At 71.6% G+C, this 19923-nt stretch carries 15 protein-coding genes and 2 pseudogenes; 10 read left to right on the forward strand and 7 right to left on the reverse strand.

The window, feature by feature from the left end:
* Positions 1-23: 23 nt before the first annotated feature.
* Together OG507_RS11780 and OG507_RS11785 are read right to left on the reverse strand one after the other, a co-directional pair.
* Entirely contained in the window at positions 24-1100 is a 1077-nt protein-coding gene (locus OG507_RS11780) for a Zn-dependent alcohol dehydrogenase (RefSeq protein ID WP_327367138.1), read from the reverse strand.
* A gap of 103 nt (positions 1101-1203) precedes the next feature.
* Positions 1204-2082 (reverse strand): MaoC/PaaZ C-terminal domain-containing protein, encoded by an 879-nt coding sequence (locus OG507_RS11785; protein WP_327367139.1) that lies wholly within the window; start codon positions 2080-2082, stop codon positions 1204-1206.
* Between the two features lie 277 nt (positions 2083-2359).
* On the opposite strand from OG507_RS11785, the gene OG507_RS11790 reads away from it, so the two are divergent.
* From OG507_RS11790 to OG507_RS11805, 4 genes are read left to right on the forward strand one after another with little or no spacing between them, the layout of a single operon-like run.
* The gene (locus OG507_RS11790) at positions 2360-3307 is read left to right on the forward strand and encodes an ABC transporter ATP-binding protein (RefSeq protein WP_327367140.1); all 948 of its coding nucleotides are present in this window, start codon (positions 2360-2362) and stop codon (positions 3305-3307) included.
* The gene (locus OG507_RS11795) at positions 3307-4029 is read left to right on the forward strand and encodes an ABC transporter permease (RefSeq protein WP_327367141.1); all 723 of its coding nucleotides are present in this window, start codon (positions 3307-3309) and stop codon (positions 4027-4029) included. Before OG507_RS11790 ends, OG507_RS11795 begins: the two co-directional genes overlap by 1 nt.
* A 59-nt stretch (positions 4030-4088) precedes the next feature.
* Entirely contained in the window at positions 4089-5312 is a 1224-nt protein-coding gene (locus tag OG507_RS11800; protein WP_327371938.1) for a sensor histidine kinase, read from the forward strand.
* Between the two features lie 5 nt (positions 5313-5317).
* Positions 5318-5950, forward strand: a complete 633-nt coding sequence (locus OG507_RS11805; protein ID WP_327371939.1) for a response regulator transcription factor — start codon at positions 5318-5320, stop codon at positions 5948-5950.
* A 45-nt stretch (positions 5951-5995) separates the two neighbouring features.
* On the opposite strand, the gene OG507_RS11810 is transcribed toward OG507_RS11805, so the two are convergent.
* The gene (locus OG507_RS11810; RefSeq protein ID WP_327367142.1) at positions 5996-7429 is read right to left on the reverse strand and encodes an MFS transporter; all 1434 of its coding nucleotides are present in this window, start codon (positions 7427-7429) and stop codon (positions 5996-5998) included.
* Between the two features lie 326 nt (positions 7430-7755).
* Between OG507_RS11810 and OG507_RS11815 the strand changes: the two genes are divergently transcribed.
* A complete protein-coding gene (locus OG507_RS11815; RefSeq protein ID WP_442811097.1) occupies positions 7756-8964 on the forward strand; it encodes an IS30 family transposase in 1209 nt (402 codons plus the stop codon).
* A gap of 51 nt (positions 8965-9015) precedes the next feature.
* Here OG507_RS11815 and OG507_RS11820 read toward each other — a convergent pair.
* The 3 genes and pseudogenes from OG507_RS11820 to OG507_RS11830 form a co-directional block, all read right to left on the reverse strand.
* Positions 9016-10001: pseudogene (locus OG507_RS11820) on the reverse strand (IS5 family transposase).
* 75 nt (positions 10002-10076) lie between these two features.
* A pseudogene (locus tag OG507_RS11825) lies at positions 10077-10364 on the reverse strand (thiolase C-terminal domain-containing protein); the annotation flags it as partial.
* A 185-nt stretch (positions 10365-10549) separates the two neighbouring features.
* Positions 10550-12769 carry an acyl-CoA dehydrogenase gene (locus OG507_RS11830; RefSeq protein ID WP_327367143.1) on the reverse strand — a complete coding sequence of 740 codons (2220 nt, stop codon included), beginning with the start codon at positions 12767-12769 and terminating at the stop codon, positions 10550-10552.
* A 294-nt stretch (positions 12770-13063) separates the two neighbouring features.
* On the opposite strand from OG507_RS11830, the gene OG507_RS11835 reads away from it, so the two are divergent.
* From OG507_RS11835 to OG507_RS11855, 5 genes are all read left to right on the forward strand, one after another.
* On the forward strand, positions 13064-14860 hold the full coding sequence (locus OG507_RS11835; RefSeq protein WP_327367144.1) for an MFS transporter: 1797 nt from the start codon (positions 13064-13066) through the stop codon (positions 14858-14860).
* A gap of 196 nt (positions 14861-15056) precedes the next feature.
* Positions 15057-15644: a class I SAM-dependent methyltransferase gene (locus OG507_RS11840; protein WP_327371941.1), complete on the forward strand. Its 588-nt coding sequence runs from the start codon at positions 15057-15059 to the stop codon at positions 15642-15644.
* Positions 15645-15671: 27 nt separating this feature from the next.
* A complete protein-coding gene (locus OG507_RS11845; protein WP_327367145.1) occupies positions 15672-16622 on the forward strand; it encodes an N-acetylmuramoyl-L-alanine amidase in 951 nt (316 codons plus the stop codon).
* 185 nt (positions 16623-16807) lie between these two features.
* The gene (locus tag OG507_RS11850; protein WP_327367146.1) at positions 16808-17644 is read left to right on the forward strand and encodes a DUF5336 domain-containing protein; all 837 of its coding nucleotides are present in this window, start codon (positions 16808-16810) and stop codon (positions 17642-17644) included.
* Between the two features lie 133 nt (positions 17645-17777).
* Positions 17778-18785, forward strand: coding sequence for an LLM class F420-dependent oxidoreductase (locus tag OG507_RS11855; RefSeq protein ID WP_327367147.1), 1008 nt, complete (start codon positions 17778-17780; stop codon positions 18783-18785).
* Here the strand turns inward: OG507_RS11855 and OG507_RS11860 are convergent.
* Positions 18778-19824 (reverse strand): VOC family protein, encoded by a 1047-nt coding sequence (locus OG507_RS11860; protein WP_327367148.1) that lies wholly within the window; start codon positions 19822-19824, stop codon positions 18778-18780. The two genes, OG507_RS11855 and OG507_RS11860, sit on opposite strands and share 8 nt — an antisense overlap.
* Positions 19825-19923 lie beyond the last annotated feature (99 nt).

The following is a 19923-nucleotide window of genomic DNA, read 5'->3' on the forward strand; positions in this document are numbered from 1 at the left end:
GGAGCATGCGGGTCGGCCTGCGGTCAGAGCTCGACGCAGGTACGCAGCGACTCACCGGTCCTCATCTGGTCGAGGGCGTCGTTGATGCCGTCGAGCCGCACCCGGTGGGTGATCATCGAGGCGAGGTCGATCCGGCCGGCCCGCCAGAGCGCGATGGCCCGTTCGTACGAGCGGAGCACGTCCCCTCCCCCGTACATGGAGGGCAGGATCCGCTTCTCGTCGAAGAACAGCTCGAACATGTTGACCTGGAAGTTGTCGTCCATCGCGCCCGCGCCGACGATGCAGAGGGTGCCGCCGCGCCGGGTGTGCTCGTACGCCGTGCGGGCGGTGGCCGAGTTGCCGACGACCTCGAAGACGTAGTCGAAGCCCTCGCCCGCGGTGATCCGCTGTTTGGCGTCGGTGAGTCCGTCCGGGGAGACCGCCTCGGTCGCGCCGAACCGGAGGGCCGCCTCGCGCCGGGACGCGACCGGGTCCACGGCCACGATCTGGGCGGCGCCCTGCACCCTGGCGCCCTGGATCGTGGAGATGCCGACCCCGCCGCAGCCGATCACGGCGACCGACGAACCGGCCTCCACCCGTGCGGTGTTGATGGCCGCGCCCAGCCCCGTGGTCACCCCGCAGCCGATCAGCGCGGCGATCTCGAACGGCACGTCGTCGGGGATCGGCACCGCGCAGCCCGCGCCGACGACGACCTCCTCGGTGAAGGTGCCGGTGCCCGCGAAGCCGAAGACATCGGTGCCGGGGCGCTTGAAGTTGGGGGTGCCCGCGTTCATGAAACCGGCCAGGCACAGCTGCGTCTGGCCGCGCCTGCAGGACGGACACGCCCCGCACGCGGGCAGCCAGCAGACCAGCACCCGGTCCCCCGCGCTCAGCCCGGTGACGCCGTCGCCGACGTCGACGACCTCGCCCGCGCCCTCGTGGCCCGGGATGAAGGGGGCGGGCTGCGGTAGCACGCCACTCATCGCGGAGACATCGGAGTGGCACAGTCCGGTGGCCCGGATGCGGAGCCTGACCTTGCCGGGGCCGAAGCCCACCGCCTCGACGTCGTCGAAAACCTCCAGTTTGTCCTGACCTGTCTCGTGCAGTACGGCTGCGCGCATGGTGCGGCTCCCCTCGTGGGCCTGTGGATCACGGGCCTGTGCATCGCTGGTCTGTGCATCGTCGGCCTGTGGATCGCCGGCCTGTGGACCTCTTGGAGTTGGTTCAGGAGTGTTCGACGAAGGTGTCGCCGAGGACCGGGGCACCGTCCCGCTCGACGGCCCGTGCCTCGACCCGGACGTGGTCCTTCCCGGTCCACATCCGGATGCGGAGGGTCTCGCCGGGGAAGACGACCCCGACGAAACGGGTGCGGTAGGAGCGGATACGGGTCACATCGCCGCCGAGCACCGTGTCGGTGACGGCCTTGAGCGTCATGCCGTAGGTGCACAGACCGTGCAGGATCGGCCGGTCGAAGCCTGCCTTCGCGGCGAAATCGGGGTCGGCGTGGAGCGGGTTCCAGTCCCCGGAAAGGCGGTACAGCAGCGCCTGGTCGGGGCGGATCGGGCGCTCCACCTCGTGGCCGGGGGCGACGGCGGGGTACGCGATCCGTTCGGACGGGCCGCGTTCGCCGCCGAAGCCGCCCTCGCCCCGGACGAAGATCTGGGCGTCGTTGGTCCACAGCGGTCCCTCGCCGTCGGCGGCCTCGGTACGCAGGACGAGGACGGCCGCCTTGCCCTTGTCGTACACCGCGGCGACCTTCGAGGTCTGTACGGCGCTGCCCTTCACGGGGATCGGCCGGTGCACCCGTACGCTCTGCCCGCCGTGCAGGACGGCGGCGAGGTCGATGTCGACGCCGCGCGAGGAGAGTGCGCCGCCGACGACCGTGCCCGCTCCCGCTCCCGCTCCCGCTCCCGCTCCCGCGACGGTGGCGAAGGAGGGCAGGACATGGAGCCGGGACTCCAGGGTGTAGCGCAGTTCGCCGGGGTCGGTGGCGGGGACGCCCGCGCCGATTCCCAGGTGGTAGAGCTGAACGTCCTTGTGACCCCAGGAGATCTCGGCGGTCCGGGGCTCGGCGGCGACAGCCTTTTCGGCATCAATGGGCATGGGGAAGCTGCTCCTTGATGGTGGGAAGACCTCGGTGCGGCCGTCCGCACCGTCGGCCGCACCGAGGTCGTGCGGGACCGGCAGCCACGCCTGTTCTAGAACGCGTTCTAGCCGATGACTCCCATGTATAACGCAGCGCCCAGCAGTTGTGAAGACCGATGCTGACGCTGCGTCAGACATGGCTCCTCCGGTCGGCCGGCACCATGACATATGTCATCGCGAAGTCCGTACACACACCTCTGCCGGGGCCCCGGGCGCCCTCCGTAACGTCGTGGTCATGAAGCAGACAACGGGGAGCGGAGCCGCGGTGGTTCTCACCGGGGTGATCAGGACATTCGGCCGGGCGGGGCGGACCGTACGGGCCGTGGACGGGATCGATCTGTCCATCGGCCGCGGCGAGACCGTCGCCCTGCTCGGCCGCAACGGTGCGGGCAAGTCCACCACCATCGGCCTTCTGCTGGGCCTGGACGAGCCGGAATCCGGCAGTGTGCGGGTCCTGGGCCGGACCGCCGGCCAGGCGGTACGGGCCGGTCTGGTCGGCGCCATGCTCCAGGACGGGCGGCCCGTCCAGCGGGTCACCGTCCGCGAACTGATCACCTTCGTCGCCTCGACGTACCCGCGGCCGATGCCGGTGGCCGAGGCGCTCTCGCTGGCGGGAGTCTCCGCGTACGCGAACCGGCGCGTCGACAAGCTCTCCGGCGGCCAGACCCAGCGCGTCCGCTTCGCCGTCGCGCTGGCCGGCAACCCGGAGCTGATCGTCCTGGACGAGCCGACCGCCGCCCTGGACGTGGAGGCGCGCCGGACGTTCTGGGACTCGATGCGGGCCTACGCACGGCGCGGCAACACGGTCCTCTTCTCCACCCATCATCTGGAGGAGGCCGACGAGAACGCCGACCGGATCGTCGTCATCGACCGGGGCCGGGTCGTCGCGGACGGCAGCGGCGACACGATCAGGGGCGCGGCGGGCAGCAGTCTGGTCTCCTTCGACCTGGCGGGGCGGCCGGCCGAGGGCCTGGAGCTGCTGCCCGGCGTCGTGACCGCCGAGGTGTCCGGGAACCGGGCGCTGCTGCACACGGCGGACTCGGACGCCACCGTGGTGGAGCTGGCCCGCCTCGGCGCGATCCGTGATCTCCAGGTCTGCCGGGCCACGTTGGAGGACGCGTTCCTCGCTCTCACCGCGTCCGCGTCCGCGCCCGCTTCCGCTTCCGAGAGGGAGGCCGTGTGATGCTCCGCTACATCGTGCTCGAAGTGCGCCGGACCCTGCGTGACGGCTTCTTCCTGATCTTCGGGACCGGGATGCCGGTGATGATGTACCTGCTCTTCACCAACATCGGCGGCGGCGAGGGCGTCGACGGCTGGAAAACTGTCTCGATGGTCGGCATGGCCGCGTACGGAGCGCTGGGCTCCGCCATGGCGATCGGTACGGGCGTCGCCTCCGACAGGACACTTGGCTGGCTCCAGCAGCTGCGGGTCACCCCGCTCGCCCCCGCGCAGGCGGTCGTGGGCCGGGCGATCAGCGGTTCGGTGACCGTCCTGCCGACGATCCTGACGGTGCTGCTGGCCGGCGCACTGGTCAACGGGGTACGACTGGCCGCCTGGCAGTGGGCCGTGCTGGCGCTGCTGCTGTGGATCGGCGCCCTGCCGTTCACCCTGCTCGGCCTCGGCAACGGCTACCGGCTCACCCCGCAGGGCACCGGCGTCGTCAACGTGGCCTGTCTGACGGGCTTCGCGATCGTCGGCGGGCTGTGGTTCCCGCTGGAGCTGCTCCCCGAGTGGCTGCGTCACATCGGCAGGTTCACCCCCGCCAACCGGTTCGCCGACCTGGGCTGGGCGACCACCGGGGGTCACGCGCCCGGCACCGGCACGATCGCCGTGCTCGGTGCGTGGCTCCTGCTGTTCGGTACGTACGCCGTGATCTCGTACCGTCGGTCGGCGAGGACCGCGTGACACGAGAGGACCGCGTGACAGGAACGAACATGTCCAGAAACCGGACGGGTACGTCGGCAATGGGTACGTCGACGGATACGCGGGCGTGCACATGGCGGGAGCGGCGCGCACGGCGGCGCGAGAACCGGCGCCCCGGCCCGCCCGGGCCGTACACCCTGCTGCCCTGGCTGCTGATGGGCATGGGCGCCTTCTCCAACCTCTTCCAGGGCGAGGCCCCCAACCCCTGGCTCGGCGGTCTCGGGCTGCTCACCTTCAACTCCCTCTACATCTCGGTGGTGTTCCGCGGCTTCGACAGGAGGAAGCACGAGAGCCCGGTGTCCTACTGGCTGCTCGCGGCGATGGCCGCCGTGACTTTCGGCCTCGCGATCGGCTACGGCGGAAGCTGGCTGCTGTTCTTCCCGCTGCTCGCGCTGGCCTGCGGCACCATCCTGCGCCGCCGCCGGCTGGTCATCGGCCTGTTCTCCCTGGCCGTGGTCGCCTGCCTCATCGCGGTGTGGCGCGGGGACGGCGGCTCGGCTCCGTGGACGATCGGGTACGGGACCTTCATCTCGGGCGCGGTGACCGCCGCGATCCTCACCCTCGCGGAGACCGTGACGGAACTGCGCGCCACCCGGCAGGAGCTGGCCCGTAGCGCCGTCGAGAAGGAGCGGCTGCGGTTCTCCCGCGATCTGCACGATCTGCTGGGCCACACGCTGTCCGTGATCGTGGTCAAGTCGGAGGCCGCACGCCGCCTCGCGCCGCGCGACATGGATGCGGCGCTCGCCCAGGTCGCGGACATCGAGTCCATCGGCCGCCAGGCCCTCACCGAGATCCGCGAGGCCGTCACCGGCTACCGCGAGGGGAGCCTGGCCACCGAACTGGACCGGGCCGGATCCGCGCTGACCGCCGCCGGTATCGAACCCGTGCTCCGTCGCTCCGGACCGCCGCTCGCCCCGCAGACGGAGGCGCTGCTGGGCTGGGTGGTGCGGGAGGCCGTCACCAATGTCGTACGCCACTCCCACGCCACCACCTGCTCGTTCGTGGTCGACGGCACCACCGAACGGGTCCGGCTGACGGTCACGGACAACGGCCGGGGCTCCGGCGCACCGGCCACGCCCGGCATCGGCGGCACCGGACTGACCGGCCTCACCGAGCGCCTCGCCGCGGCGGGCGGCTCACTGCGGGCGGGCCCGGGCCCGGAGCGAGGCTTCGTGCTCACCGCACAGCTCCCGGTGGACGGCCCGGATCCGGCGGGCGAGGATACGGCTGCCGATAGTGCCTCCGGCCATACGCTGGGCCCGTGAACGAGATGCCGCAGGATCACCGTCCGGCCAAGTCCGTGCGGGTGCTGCTCGCCGAGGACCAGGGCATGATGCGCGGCGCGCTCGCCCTGTTGCTGGGGCTGGAGCCGGACATCGAGGTCGTGGCCCAGGTGGGCGCCGGGGACGAGATCGTGGCTGCGGCGTTGCTGTCGCGCCCCGATGTGGCGCTCCTGGACATCGAACTGCCGGGCCGCAGCGGGCTGGACGCCGCCGCCGATCTGCGCGAGGAGGTGCCGGACTGCCGGGTGCTGATCCTCACCACGTTCGGCCGCCCCGGCTATCTGCGCCGGGCGATGGAGGCGGGGGCCGCGGGGTTCCTGGTCAAGGACGGCCCGGTCGAGGAGCTCGCCGCCGCGATCCGCCGGGTGCTGGGCGGTGAGACGGTCATCGACCCGGCGCTGGCCGCCGCCGCGCTCAGCGCCGGACCGAGTCCGCTGACCGCGCGGGAGCGGGACGCGTTGAACGCCTCGGTGGACGGGGCGACGGTCGCCGACATCGCGGCGAAGCTGCATCTGTCGGAGTCGACGGTACGGAACTATCTGTCGTCGGCGATCGGCAAGACGGGCACCCGCAACCGGATGGAAGCGGTCCGGGCGGCGCGGCAGCAGGGGTGGCTGTAGAGGACCGGGGGGTGGGGCCGGGTGCGGCCCCGACGGTCTCATGGGTCAGCGCCGGGCGCCGTCTCCGTGACGCGGCAGCCACAGCGCCATCAGCAGCAGCCCGCCCAGCAGCACCGTGCCGGCCGTCCGGAACGCCAGCGCGTAGCCGGCCGTGAGCTCCTGCGCCCCGGTGCCGCCCGCGGTGCGTGCCGCGGCGACGGTGGAGAGCGCGGCGAGGCCGAGCGCACCGCCCATCGTGCGGGAGGTGTTGACGAGGCCGGAGACCAGACCGGCCTCGCCGGGGGCCGCGCCCGTGATGGCGAGGGAGGCGAGCGGGGTGGACGCCAGGCCCGCACCGGCCATCATCAGGACGCCGGGCAGACAGACCGAGGTGAGGTACGTGCCGTCGGCGCCCATCGTGGACTGCCAGCCGAAGCCGGCGGCGGCGACGGCCGTGCCGATGAGCGCCAGGTTCTTCGCGCCGACCCGGGCCATCACGCGGGGCGCGCACTTCGAGCCGAGGACGACCGCCAACGAGGTGGGCATCAGGGCGAGTCCGGCCTGCAGCGGGGTGTAGCCCAGCACGGTCTGGGCGTACACGGTCATGAAGTACCACATCGAGAACGTCGCGGAGCCGATCACGAACATCGCCGCGTTCGCCGACGTCACCGCCCGAGCCCCGAGCACCCCGAGCGGCATCAACGGCTCCGCGGTCCTGGCCTCCACCACCACGAAGGCGGTCAGCAGGGCCACCCCGCCGAGCAGCGGCACCAGGGTCGCGGCAGCCGCCCAGCCCGACTCCTCGGTCTGCACGATGCCGTACGCGACAAGGGCGAGGCCCGCCGTGACCAGGAGCGCGCCCGGGAAGTCGATCCGTCGGCGGTCGCCCGCCCGGCCCTCGGCGAGCCGGACCGCGGCACCGGCCAGGACGAGCACACCGACGGGCACATTGATCAGCAGCACCCAGCGCCAGGAGAGCAGATCGGTGAGCACCCCGCCGATCAGCCCGCCCGCCGCGCCGCCGCCCGCACCGACGGCCATCCAGGTGCCGATCGCCTTCGTCCTGGCCGGGCCCTCGGGAACGGTGGTGGTGAGCAGGGTGAGGGTGGCGGGGGCGAGCACGGCGGCGCCGAGCCCCTGCGCGGCACGGGCGGCCAGCAGCTGCCAGCTCTCCTGGGCGAGCCCGCCGGCCAGGGAGGCCACGGTGAACAGGCCGAGGCCTATGAGGAACATCCGCTTGCGGCCGTATATGTCGGCGGCCCGTCCGCCGAGCAGCATGAATCCGGCGAAGGCGATCGAGTAGGCGTTGAGCACCCATTGCAGTCCGGTGGCGCTCATCCCCAGGTCGGAACGCATGGACGGCAGGGCGACGTTGACGACGGATACGTCGAGCACGACGAGGAACTGGCCGATACAGGCGGCGAGAACCGCCGCCCAGGTGCGGGGCGTGGGCCGTTGCTGCAGGGGTGCGGGCGTCGTGACGTCAACCATGCCCGTCATACTCGCAGCCGCCCTGCGCCCCGTACATCGGTATTGGGGCGGAGCCGGGCTCGGCCCAATGGCCCGGCACGATCCAAACGAAAGGGCCCTAGGTCCTGGGCGGGTTCTAGCGATCCCCGCAACACCCTGGTCTTCAGGGAGTTGCGGGGATCGTGGATTTTGAGGGCTTGAAGGTGAGGTTCTTCGAGGCGCTGGACCGGGAGAACGGCAGTGTCGCGGGGGCTGCTCGGGTGGTCGGGGTGAGCCGTCACACGGCGGCCGGGTGGGCGCGGAAAGCCGGCGTGCGTGGGCGTGGGAAGCCGGGCGCGGCCGGGCATCCGGGGCGAGTGGAGTACGACAGGCTTCGCGCGTCCGGGGTCCGGCAGCGGGAGGCCGCGGCACTGGTCGGGGTCCATGAACGCACTGCGCGGGACTGGGACCGTGGTATCAGGAAGAGCAACGGCGCGCGCCTGCACCCGGACGGGCGCCGGATCGATTACAAGACCGGTGTGACAACCACCAGTGCCGCATCGCGGGAGCCGTCCGTTGCGGCGGTCGAGGCCGAGCTGCACCACCGGTTCCTGACGGTGGCGGAGCGGGAGTTGATCGCTGACTTGCGTCGTGAGGGTCAATCGCTGCGGGCGATCGGGCGAGCGCTGAGCCGACCGGCCTCCACGGTCAAGCGGGAGATCGACGCCCATTCGGTCGAGGGCGTCTATCAGCCGCACCGGGCACAGCGGGCGTGGGCGAAGAGCCGTCCGAGGCCCAAGGCGTCCAAGCTCGCTACGGACGGTCCGCTGCGTGATTACGTCGCCCACAAGCTGCAGCAGCAGTGGTCACCTGAGCAGATCTGTCACGCTCTGGTCACCGAGTTCCCCGACGACGAGAGCATGCGCGTGAGTCCGGAGACGATCTACCAGGCGATCTACGTGCAGGCCCGTGGCGGACTGCGCCGTGAAGTCGCGGCAGCGCTGCGCACCGGGCGCACCCGCCGCAAGCCGCACCGCAGCCCGGACCAGCGAACGCGCCGGTTCGTCGACGAGATGGTGATGATCTCCGAGCGGCCGCCCGAGGTCGCAGACCGGGCGGTTCCCGGCCACTGGGAAGGCGACCTGATCGTCGGCACCCGCAACGAGAGCGCGATCGTCACCCTGGTCGAGCGCTCCACCCGCTATGTCATGCTCGGCCACCTGCCCGGCGGGCACACCGCCGAGGAAGTCCGTGACGTGCTGGTGCCCCTGATCCAGACCCTTCCCGAGCACCTGCGCGGCTCGCTGACCTGGGACCAGGGCTGCGAGATGGCCGCGCACAAGCAGTTCACCGTGTCCACCGGTGTTCCGGTCTACTTCTGCGACCCGCACTCACCCTGGCAGCGCGGATCGAACGAGAACACCAACGGCCTGCTACGGCAGTACTTCCCCAAGGGCACCGACCTGTCCGTGCACAGCCCCGAAGACCTCGAACACGTCGCTCAGCAACTCAACGGCCGCCCACGCAAAACGCTCGGCTGGAAAACTCCAGCCGAGCGTCTGCGTGATCTACTGACGACCACGTAAGCCATCAGGTGTTGCGAGGACCCCGAGAATCTGCCCTGTACGGAGTTCAGATCATGCTCGTCGGGTGATGCCGCGTAGCCACAGCATCGTGCCGCACAGGTGGAGTCCGGCCAGGTAGCTCTCGGGAGTCTTGTCGTAGCGGGTGGCGATCCCGCGCCAGTTGCGCAGCCGGTTGATGCACCGCTCGACCGTGTTGCGGTCCTTGTACAGCTCGGCGTCGTGACTGACGGGGCGGCCTCCGCGCGAGCCCTTCTTTTTGCGGTTGGCCGTCTGGTCCGCCTTCTCCGGGATCACCGCCCGGATTTGGCGTTTGCGCAGGTAGGCGCGGTTGCGGCGGGAGGAGTACGCCTTGTCGCCGGCGACCGCGTCCGGGCGGGTGCGGGGCCGGCCCCTCCTGCCACGGACCTTGATCTTGTCCACGACCCGCGCGAACTGCGGGCTGTCACCGGCCTGGCCGGGGGTGAGGACGAACGACAGTGGACGGCAGCGCCGTTCGGCTGACAAGTGCACCTTGCTGGTCAGCCCGCCCCGGGAACGACCGAGCTCAGCAGCCTTCAAACGGGCCCGGCGGCGTCGCCGCAACCGCTGCCGCTCGGCTCGTTCCGGGTCCCCGTCCTGATCGTATTGCGGCTCCCGTCCCTTCTTCCCGCCCCCTTTTCGGACTCTGCGGCCTCCACCAGCGCTTCCAACTGCTCTTCGTCCAGAACCATCCCGGCGGCGTGGTGGTGAGCGCGGGAGGTAGCAGAGTCCACGCTGACCAGCGACAGGTCTGCCTCACCGCGTTCTGCGGCATAACCGATGACCGTCTCCATCAGGTGCTGGAAGACGCCCTCGCGCGTCCAGATACGGAAGCGGTCGTAGACGCTCGACCACGGACCGTACTCGGCAGGCACGTCTCGCCAGGGGCTGCCGGTGCGGAACCGCCACATCGTCGCGTTGAAGTGTTTTCGCAGGTCAGGTATGGGTCCGGATACTCCCAGCGGGAGGTGGGGCTCAATCAGGGACCACTGCTCATCGGTCACATCGCCACGTGCCATACCTGATGGCCTATCAAGCGCACACGGTTCCGCGCTGCGGATTGCCCGAACCGTGATCTGAACTCCGTACAGGACCTAGCGGCGCAGCAGTGTCACCACCGCCGCCCCGCCGAGCCCGATGTTGTGGGCCAGGCCGACCCGGGCGTCCTGCACCTGCCTGCCCCGCGCCTCCCCCCGTAGCTGCCAGGTGAGTTCGGCGGCCTGGGCGATTCCGGTGGCGCCGAGCGGGTGCCCCTTGGAGATCAGCCCGCCGGACGGGTTGACCACCCACCGCCCGCCGTACGTGGTGGCCCCGGACTCGACGAGTTTTCCGGACTCGCCCTCGCCGCACAGGCCGAGCGCCTCGTAGGTGAGGAGTTCGTTGGTGACTCCTCCCCCGGATAAAACCAGGGGGCTTCTCCCAACGGTTGGTCAGGCCACGTCGGGAAGGGCCAGCCCGGCCCTGAGTGCGACGTTCCAGGCGCCTACCCGGTCCGCGTGGTCAGCCGACAATCGGTCACGCCCGAATCCGACTCATCATCACACCGGGAGTATCTGCTGCGGGCGGATCAGTCCCGCGGGAGGCCGAGGATGCGCTCGGCGACGACATTGAGCTGAACCTGGGTGGTGCCGCCCGCGATGGTCAGGCAGCGGGACATCAGGAAGCCGTGCACGGCCCGCTCCCCCGCCCCTTCGGCTGCCGCACCGGCGGGGCCGAGGAGTTCGAGGGCCAGTTCGGCGACCTTCTGCTGGTGGGTGGTCTGGATGAGTTTGCGGACGGAGGCTCCCGCGCCCGGTTCGAGACCCGAGACCTGTCGCAAGGTGGTGCGCAGTGCGATGCAGGCGAGTGCGTGGGCCTCGGCGGCGAGCGTTCCGATGCGGGCGCGGTAGGTGTCGTCGAGTTCGCCGGAGCGGGCGATCAGCGCCTCCAGGCCGGTGTCGAACGTCATCTGGTCGGCCATGTGGACGCGTTCGTTGCCCAGCGTGGTGCGGGCGACCCGCCAGCCGTCGTCGATCGCGCCGACGAGGGCGTCGGCGGGCAGCAGGGCGTCGTCGAAGTACACCTCGTTGAAGAGGGAGTCGCCGGTGATCTCCTTCAGCGGACGGATGTCGATGCCCTCGGTGTTCTTCATGTCGACGACGAAGCAGCCGATCCCCCGGTGCTTGGGGGCGTCCGGGTCGGTCCTGGCCAGCAGAATGCCGTGGTCGGCGCCTCGGGCGGCGCTGGTCCACACCTTCTGCCCGTTGATCCGCCAGCCCTCCTCCGTCCGCTCGGCCCTGGTCCGCAGCGAGGCGAGGTCGGAGCCCGCGCCGGGTTCGGAGAACAGCTGGCACCACAGGAGGTCGCCGCGCAGGGTGGGCAGCAGATAGCGGTCCTGCTGCTCGGCCGTGCCGTGGGCGATGAGCGAGGGGACGACCCAGGTCGCGATCCCGAGGTCGCTCGGCTTCACTCCCTGTTCCTTCAGTTCACGCTGTACGGCGAGTTGTTGGACGGGGCCCGCGCCCAGCCCGTAGGGGGCGGGGAGGTGCGGGGCGGCGTAGCCGGTCGGTGCGAGGGCGCGGCGGGCGGCCCTCGGGTCGAGGCCGCGGGCGGCGGCGATGGCCTTCCGCGCCCCGGCCCGGTGGGCCTTTGCCCCGGCGGGGAGTTCGAGGACGAGTTCGCGGCGCGCCCCGCCCCCGGCCAGCCGGACGGCCCGCAGCCGGTGGGCGTCACCGGCCCCCAGCAGCTGCCGGGCGACCAGGACCCGACGCAGATACAGATGGGCGTCGTGCTCCCAGGTGAAGCCGATGCCGCCGAGGATCTGGATGCAGTCCTTGGCGCAGCCGTACGCGGCGTCCAGGGCGTCCGACGCGGCGAGGGCGGCGGTCATGGACCGTACGTCCGGGTCCGCTCCCTCCTCGTCGGCGGCCCGTGCCGCGTCCCACACCAGCGCACGGGCCCGCTCGACCCGTACGAGCATGTCGGCGCAGAGATGCTTGACGCCCTGGAACCGTCCGATGGGACGGCCGAACTGTTCGCGGACCTTGGCGTGCTCGACGGCGGTCTCCAGCGCCCTGGCCGCGGTTCCGCAAGCTTCGGCGGAGAAGAGGACTGCGGCGAGGTCGCGGACGTGTGCGGTGCCGGTGCGTACGACACGTCCCGCGGGCACGCATACGCCCTCGGCGCGGATCTCGGCCGTGGGGCGGGTCGGGTCGGCGCCGCGGTGCGGGCGGACGGTCAGCCCTTCGGCGGTGGAGTCGACGGCGAGCCAGAGGGTGCCGGTGGCCGATGCGGCGGGGAGCAGCAGGAGGTCGGCGTCGGCGCCGCAGAGGACCGGCGGGGTCAGGCCGTCGAGCAGAAGGCCGCCCTCGTGCTCCACGGCGGTGAGGCTGCCGGGGCCGAGGGCGACGGCGCCGATGCGCGTACCGGCGGCGAGGGCCCGCAGCAGGCCGATACGCGTACCGGCCGCAAGGTCCCCCACCGGCTCGCCCGCGCCCGACGCGTGCAGCACGGCCGAGGCGAGGGCGCTCGCGAGATACGGGCCGGGAAGCGCGGCCCGGCCCGCCTCCTCCAGGACCACGGCCAGATCGAGGATCCGGCCACCCCCGCCCCCGTACGCCTCGGGCAGATGAATGGAGGCAAGCCCCTGTTCCGCGAGCCCGTCCCAGTACCCGGGGCGCACGCCGGGGGCGCTGGGGGCGTCCGCGTCGAGAAGCCTGCGGATCTCCTCCGGCGGCACGGCCCGCGCCAGCCACCCCCGTACGGACTGCGCCAACTCCCTCTGTTCTTCGGTGATTCCGATGCCCATGCGGATCCTCGCCGGTCGCAGCCACTGGAACGGCGCAAGAGTAGAACACGTTCCATTCTGACGGAAGGTCGGATGACGTCCGCACCACCGCGCGCCTCGGCCCGGATCACCGCGCGATTCGGGAGGGGTCCGCACCCGGCGCCGCAGCCGTGTCCCGTTCGTGCCGGGTTCACCGGAATACCGCGGACACGGAGAAGGTTTCACCCTACACACACCCGGCGGTCGGTGCTGCCCGCCGGAAGGCCCGCACGCCTCTTCACGTCACTCCCGATCACGCTGCCGGAGGCCGCACGCATGGCACAGACGACGAACGAACAGCACGCCGGGGAACTCCCCGATCCGCGTCCGCGCAAGGCGGGCGGCGGTGTCGTCCCCGTACTCGCCTTCGCGGGTATCACCGTCGCGGTGATGCAGACCCTGCTCGTCCCCGTCATCAAGGATCTGCCCGCCCTTCTGCACACCGACCCGTCCAACGCCACCTGGGTGATGACCGCGACCCTGCTCGCGGGGGCCGTCGCCACCCCGATCATGGGGCGGCTCGGCGATCTCTACGGCAAGCGGAAGATGCTGCTCGCCAGCCTCGCCGTGATGGTGATCGGCTCGCTGGTGTGCGCCTTCACCGACGATCTCGTGATCATGATCGTGGGGCGCGCGCTCCAGGGCTTCGCCATGGGTGCCATCCCGCTGGGCATCGGGATCATGCGCGACGAGCTGCCGCGCGAGAAGCTCGGCTCGGCGATGGCGCTGATGAGCTCCTCGATCGGGGTGGGCGGCGGACTCGCGCTGCCCGCCGCCGCGCTGGTCGCCCAGCACTTCGACTGGCACACCCTGTTCTTCGGCGCGGCCGGTCTCGGTGTGCTGTCCATGGCACTCACCGTCCTCGCCGTGCCGGAGACCACGCTGCGCGCCCCCGGCCGCTTCGACCTCACCGGCGCACTCGGGCTCTCGCTCGGTCTGGTCTGCCTGCTGCTGCCCGTCACCAAGGGCAGCGACTGGGGCTGGACCTCGGGCACCACGCTCGGCCTGATCGCCGCGTCCCTGGTGATCCTGGTCCTGTGGGGTCTCTTCGAGCTGCGCAGCCCGGCGCCGCTGGTGGATCTGCGGACCACGGCCCGGCGCGAGGTGCTGCTCACCAATCTCGCCTCGATCATGGTCGGGGTCGCGTTCTACGCCGTCTCGCTGGTCCTGCCGCAGCTGCTCCAGCTGCCGACCTCGACCGGATACGGCCTGGGCCAGTCGATGGTGGTCGCCGGGCTGTGCGTGGCGCCGCTCGGCCTGACGATGATGTTCGTCGCCCCGCTCTACGCCCGGCTGTCCGCCCGCCGCGGCCCCAAGGTGTCGCTGATGCTCGGCATGCTGATCATCGCGATCGGTTACGGGGCCGGGCTCGGCCTGATGAGCGCCGCCTGGCAGACCGTGGTGATCGCGGTGGTGCTCGGGGCCGGTATCGGACTCGCGTACTCCTCGCTGCCCGCGCTGATCATCGGGGCCGTCGATCCGTCCGAGACGGGTGCCGCCAACGGCCTGAACACCCTGATGCGGTCGATCGGCACATCGGTGTCGAGCGCCGTGATCGGCATGGTGCTGGCGAACACCTCGGTGCGGACGGGCGGGGTGTCGTTGCCCTCTATGGAGGGGTTCCACATCTCGTTCCTGATCGCGACGGGCGCCGTGGTGGTCGGGCTGGTGCTGGCCGCGTTCCTGCCGTCGCAGCGCGATGCGATGCGCCCGGTGCTGCTGGCGAGCAGCGAGGGTGAGGCTCAGGCCCCCGCATCCCCCGCCTCCCGCCAGGTCACCGGCTCGGGCGGCTTCCGCGGCCGGGTGCTGGACGCGGCCGGTGCGCCGGTGGCCCGTGCCAATGTGACGCTGATCGACCACCGGGGCCGGCAGGCCGGTCTCACCGTGGCGGACGAGAACGGCCACTACACGCTGCCCGCCCCGGCCGACGGCAATTACGTGCTCGCCGGATCGGCCGCCGGATACGCACCGCGCGCCTACCCGGCGGCCCACCCCGGCAACGGACTGCCGGTCGAAACCGATCTGGTGCTGACGGCCGGCGCACCGGAGCGCCGCACCGCGGTGTCGTCGTGAGCGGATGAGGCCTCCGCCCCGTGTTACCCCCCGTACGCCCCCGCCGATGCCTTCGGCGGGGGCGTACGGCACGATGGGGCGCCGTCGAACGCGTACCCCGCAGAACCGTCCCCACCAGGAGGAACCCGTGCCCGCCGAGTCCGTCGCCGAGCCCAAGCCCGAGATTCTCGCCGCCTTCCAGACCGCCAAGGGCTTCATGCCGGTGGTCGAGGGACTCGCGCTGTACCGGGCCGCCGTCGAGGCCGCCGCGCTGGGGCTGCCGGTCCTTGAGGTCGGGACGTACTGCGGGCGCTCCACCATCCTGCTCGCCGACGCCGCCCGGGCGGCCGGGGTGACGGCTCTCACCGTCGACCACCACCGCGGCAGCGAGGAGCAGCAGCCCGGCTGGGAGTACCACGACCCGACCGTCGTGGACCCGGAGGTCGGCCGGATGGACACGCTGCCGACGTTCCGCAGGACCCTGCACGCGGCGGGTCTCGAAGACCAGGTCGTGGCGCTCGTCGGGCGGTCTCCGCAGGTCGCGGCCGTGTGGGGCGGGAAGCTCGGCCTCGTCTTCATCGACGGCGGTCACACCGACGAGCACGCGAACGGTGACTACGAGGGCTGGGCACCGCATGTCGCCGAGGGCGGACTGCTGGTGATCCACGATGTGTTCCCGGACCCCGCGCACGGCGGCCAGGCCCCGTACCGCGTCTATCTGCGGGCGCTGGCCTCCGGTGCGTTCACCGAGGTCTCGGTGACGGATTCGCTGCGCGTGCTGCGCCGCACGGGAACGGGGATCTGAGACCGGCGCCCCCGATAGCATCGCGGGGTGCCGTACGACGAGAGCGTTTCCCCGACCCCGCGCCGCTGGCCCCTGATCGTCGCCGCCGCGCTCGCAGCCGTGTGCCTGGGTGCCGCGGGCTGCGGCGCGGGCGGTGACAGCGGCGGGGCGCAGGCCCGGCCCCGGCAGGGCGGCAGCGGTATGTCCGCCGCGCCGCCGTCGGCCCCGCCCTCACAGAGCGCTCCGGCTCCGGCTCCGGGGAAGACGTCCGCATCGCCGACTGCGTCCGCGTCGCCCTCGAAGTCCGCGGGCGGCAGGACCTCGGGGCCGCTGTCCGGGAAGACCGTCGTCATCGACCCCGGGCACAACCCGAACAACCATCTGCACACCCGCGAGATCAACCGCCAGGTGGACATCGGCACCACGCACAAGGAGTGCGACACCACCGGCACATCGACCGACTCCGGTTACGCGGAGGCCCGGTTCACCCTCGATGTGTCGCACCGGCTGCGCGCGCTCCTGCGGGCGCAGGGCGCGAAGGTCGTGCTGACGTACGACGACGACCGCCCGTACGGGCCGTGCGTCGACGAGCGGGCCCGGATCGGGAACGAGGCGAAGGCCGATGCGGTGGTCTCCGTGCACGCGGACGGTTCCGCGGTCGGCAACCGCGGCTTCCATGTGATTCTCCCCGCGCCGGTACGCGGCGGAGCGGCGGACACCTCGAAGATCGTCGGTCCTTCGCGCGATCTCGGCACCCGGATCGCCGGTCTCTTCGTGCGCGCTACCGGAAGTGCGCCTTCCAATTACGTGGGCGGCAATACCGGGTTGGACACCCGCAAGGACCTGGGCGGACTGAATTTGTCGACCGTGCCCAAAGTGTTCATCGAATGCGGCAATATGCGTGATCCGAAGGACGCCGCCCTGCTCACCAGCGCGAGTTGGCGCCAGAAAGCGGCGCAGGGCATCGCCGACGGCATCAGCAGCTATCTGAAGGGGTAGCAAATGGTGGTTCCGAGGTGAAACAGGGGGAAGTGCGTCCAAGGTCCGGGCAGGGACACAACCCGTCCGGGCAGACGATAGATTCATCCGTACGATGGGGAGCCGCCCCCGAGCTTCGCGCCGTGCCCGCCCCACCGGCGGCAGCGACGACCGCCCCGACGAGACGATCGACTAAGGACCTTCACGTGAATATCCGCTCCCTCACTCGAGGCGACGGCGTGGTGATCGGAGCAGCGGTGGTGCTGTTCATCGCCTCTTTCCTCGACCTCTCCGGCTTCGATTGCCCTGCGGGCCTCAACTGCTCCACTTTCGACGCCCCGAACGCATGGGACGCGCTCGGGATCCTCATGAGCGTCTTCCTGGCCGGAATCATCAGCGCGGCGCTGATCGTTGTGGGCCGCGCCATGCCGGCCCGCAAGGTTCTCGGCTTCGACCTTGGCCAGTTCGGTGCCGCCCTCGCCGTCTTCGCTCTGTGGACGGCCTTCTGGACGACCATCGACGCCAGCGACGCGGGCGCCGGCATGATCCTCGGTCTGCTGGGGACGCTCGTGCTCGCGGGCGGCGCGGTCGCCACTCCGCTGGTCCCCGCGCTCAAGGCCCCGCTGATGGGCGCCCCGCGCCCGCAGGCAGTGCAGCCGCCGTACGGCGGTCAGCCGCAGCCCGGCCAGGGTTACGGCTACCCCGGCGCCCAGCAGCAGCCGTACGGCGGCCAGCCGGGTCAGCCGCAGCCGTACGGCGCGCACCCGCAGGCCGGTCAGCCGCAGCCTGGTCAGCCGGAGCCGCAGCAGACCCAGCAGGCCCCGGCGGCCGGTGCGCCGGCCGGTGACTTCACGCCGTTCTGGTTCGCGGTGCCGGTGGCCCGCCCGCTGTACGGGGAGGACGGCTCGCCGTCGCCGATCGCCGAACTGGCGCCCGGCACCTGGTATCTCGCGGTGGAGCAGCGCGGTCCCGGCCTCATCGCCCAGACGCAGGACGGCCGTCGTGGTGTGCTCCAGGACACCACGGGCATCCAGCGCGGCTGAGTCCGCGCTTCCGTCATACGCACGCAGTACGCACAGCGGCCCCCCGCCCCTTCCGGGCGGGGGGCCGCTGTCGTACGCTCCGTCCGTGCGCCAATGACCTGACGTTCCGTCAGGACGGCTGGGAGGCAGCGGAATGCGGCTCGGACTCGCGCTCGGATACTGGGGCCGCGGCCCGGACCCCGCCCATCTGGAGCTGGCCCGGGAGGCCGAGGAGCTGGGGTACGGATCGGTGTGGACGGCGGAGGCCTGGGGCTCGGACGCGTTCACCCCGCTGACCTGGATCGCCGCACACACCTCCCGTATCCGGCTCGGCACCGGCATCGCGCAGATGGCGGCGCGCACCCCGACCGCGACCGCCATGCACGCCCTGACCCTCGACCATCTCTCCGGCGGCCGGATGATGCTCGGCCTGGGCCTGTCCGGGCCGCAGGTGGTGGAGGGCTGGTACGGGCGGCCGTTCCCGAAAAGCCCGCTGACCGCGACCCGCGAGTACGTCGACGTGATCCGCCAGGTGCTGGGCCGCGAGGCCCCTGTGGAGCTGGACGGGCGCTTCCACTCCCACCCGTACAACGGTCCGGACGCCACCGGTCTGGGCAAGCCGCTGAAGCCGATCACCCACCCGCTGCGGTCCGAACTGCCCGTGCTGCTGGGGGCGGAGGGGCCGAAGAACATCGCGCAGACCACGCGGATCGCCGACGGCTGGCTGCCGCTGTACTGGTCGCCGCTGCGCACCGATGTGTACGAGGCCTCGCTCACGGATCTGCCCGACGGGTTCATGATCGCGCCGATGGCCCGTGCGCAGGTCTGTGACGATGTCGCCGAGGGGCTGCTTCCGGTGAAGGCGATGCTCGGTTTCTACATCGGGGGGATGGGGCACTCGGCCCGTAACTTCCATGCCGATCTGATGGCACGGATGGGTTTCGAGGAGGAGGCGCGGCGCATCCAGCAGCTGTTCCTCGAAGGGCGCAAGGAGGAGGCCGTGCTGGCGGTTCCCGATGCGTTCGCCGATGAGATCTCGCTCGTCGGACCCCGGCAACGGATCGCGGAGCGGCTGGAGTTGTGGCGCAAGGGGCCGGTCACCGATCTGCTGGTGACGGCGCCGGACCCGCACACCCTGCGGGTCCTGGCCGAACTCAACTGAGGGCGACCGGCGCGGGACGTATCCGCCGCCGGGTCGCGGTGTGCTCCCAGGGCTGGGGGTCGGGGTAGGTCAGGAGCTTGAGGGTGCTGCCCCACGGGGTGCGCAGATACGCGAACCGGTTGCGCTCCCCCGCCTCGGGGCCGGACAGCGGCTGCGCCTCGGCGAGCAGCAAGGCGCCCGCGGCGACACAGTCCCGTACGGCCGCGTCCAGGTCGTCGGCGTAGAGCGCCACATGCTGCCAGCCGAAGTCGCAGGGCAGCACCGGGGGTTCACGGCGGGGGCCCTCGAACTCGAACAGCTCGATGCCCGGGCCGTCGCCGGGAAGGGCGAGCATCCGGATCGCCAGCTGCTGGGTGCCCGCCGGGACTCCGAGCCTTCGCTCGACGTCCGGCCCGCCCTGCGGGGTGTCGTGGCGGTGCAGGGTGTCGTACAGCACCTCGGCGCCGAACGCCCGGACGAGGAAGAGGGTGGCGGTCTCCAGGTCGGGGACCGTGACCCCGATGTGGTCGATGCCTCGCACGCTTGTGGCCGTCATGGGTTCACCGTTCCTGTCCCGGGGCCGCCCCGACGGCCCCGTACACCCCGTCCGCCCCGGAGCGGGCCCGCTCCGGGACCGTGCCCCCGCGCGACCGGGCCGGCATTTCTTCGGCCGGCCATGTCGTGATGACGCGTTCCGCCGGGACGAGTGATCGGTGAGGACCGCCCGCTCATGGCCCGGCTCTGCCGCCGTGCGGCCCAGCTCCTCGACCGGGCCGCCGCCGTCCGACCAGTCGGAGTGCAGATGGCAGTCACCGCGCTGGAGGGCGAGGACGTGCTCACCGCCCTCGGGGAGAGGAGCGGCGGCGGCCTCCTCCTCCAGCCGCTCCAGATGGCCGGGCACCTTCCCGGCCGTCGCCTCGCGGATCGCCTGTGCGGCCTCACCGTCCGCCATGGCCGCGACGGCGTCGGCGGCCGTGCGGAATGCCCGTACGCGGTAGGTGTCGGCCCTGCCGCGTTCCAGCAGGAAGGCGATCCGCTTCAGGGCGCGCGCGGGCTCCATCGGCACCTCCTGCGGGGCCGCCGGACACTACGGCTGTTCCCTTCCAGCTTCGCTCAGCCCCGAGCCGCCCGCACAGCGGGACGGCAGTCGGGACCCGGT

Source organism: Streptomyces sp. NBC_01217 (genome assembly GCF_035994185.1).
Taxonomy (GTDB): Bacteria; Actinomycetota; Actinomycetes; order Streptomycetales; family Streptomycetaceae; genus Streptomyces.

Coding starts and splice junctions, on each gene's coding strand:
- OG507_RS11780 (WP_327367138.1), bottom strand. CDS start 1,100: ATGCGCGCAGCCGTACTGCACGAGACAGGTCAGGACAAACTGGAGGTT.
- OG507_RS11785 (WP_327367139.1), bottom strand. CDS start 2,082: ATGCCCATTGATGCCGAAAAGGCTGTCGCCGCCGAGCCCCGGACCGCC.
- OG507_RS11790 (WP_327367140.1), top strand. CDS start 2,360: ATGAAGCAGACAACGGGGAGCGGAGCCGCGGTGGTTCTCACCGGGGTG.
- OG507_RS11795 (WP_327367141.1), top strand. CDS start 3,307: ATGCTCCGCTACATCGTGCTCGAAGTGCGCCGGACCCTGCGTGACGGC.
- OG507_RS11800 (WP_327371938.1), top strand. CDS start 4,089: ATGGGTACGTCGACGGATACGCGGGCGTGCACATGGCGGGAGCGGCGC.
- OG507_RS11805 (WP_327371939.1), top strand. CDS start 5,318: ATGCCGCAGGATCACCGTCCGGCCAAGTCCGTGCGGGTGCTGCTCGCC.
- OG507_RS11810 (WP_327367142.1), bottom strand. CDS start 7,429: ATGACGGGCATGGTTGACGTCACGACGCCCGCACCCCTGCAGCAACGG.
- OG507_RS11830 (WP_327367143.1), bottom strand. CDS start 12,769: ATGGGCATCGGAATCACCGAAGAACAGAGGGAGTTGGCGCAGTCCGTA.
- OG507_RS11835 (WP_327367144.1), top strand. CDS start 13,064: ATGGCACAGACGACGAACGAACAGCACGCCGGGGAACTCCCCGATCCG.
- OG507_RS11840 (WP_327371941.1), top strand. CDS start 15,057: ATGCCGGTGGTCGAGGGACTCGCGCTGTACCGGGCCGCCGTCGAGGCC.
- OG507_RS11855 (WP_327367147.1), top strand. CDS start 17,778: ATGCGGCTCGGACTCGCGCTCGGATACTGGGGCCGCGGCCCGGACCCC.
- OG507_RS11860 (WP_327367148.1), bottom strand. CDS start 19,824: ATGGAGCCCGCGCGCGCCCTGAAGCGGATCGCCTTCCTGCTGGAACGC.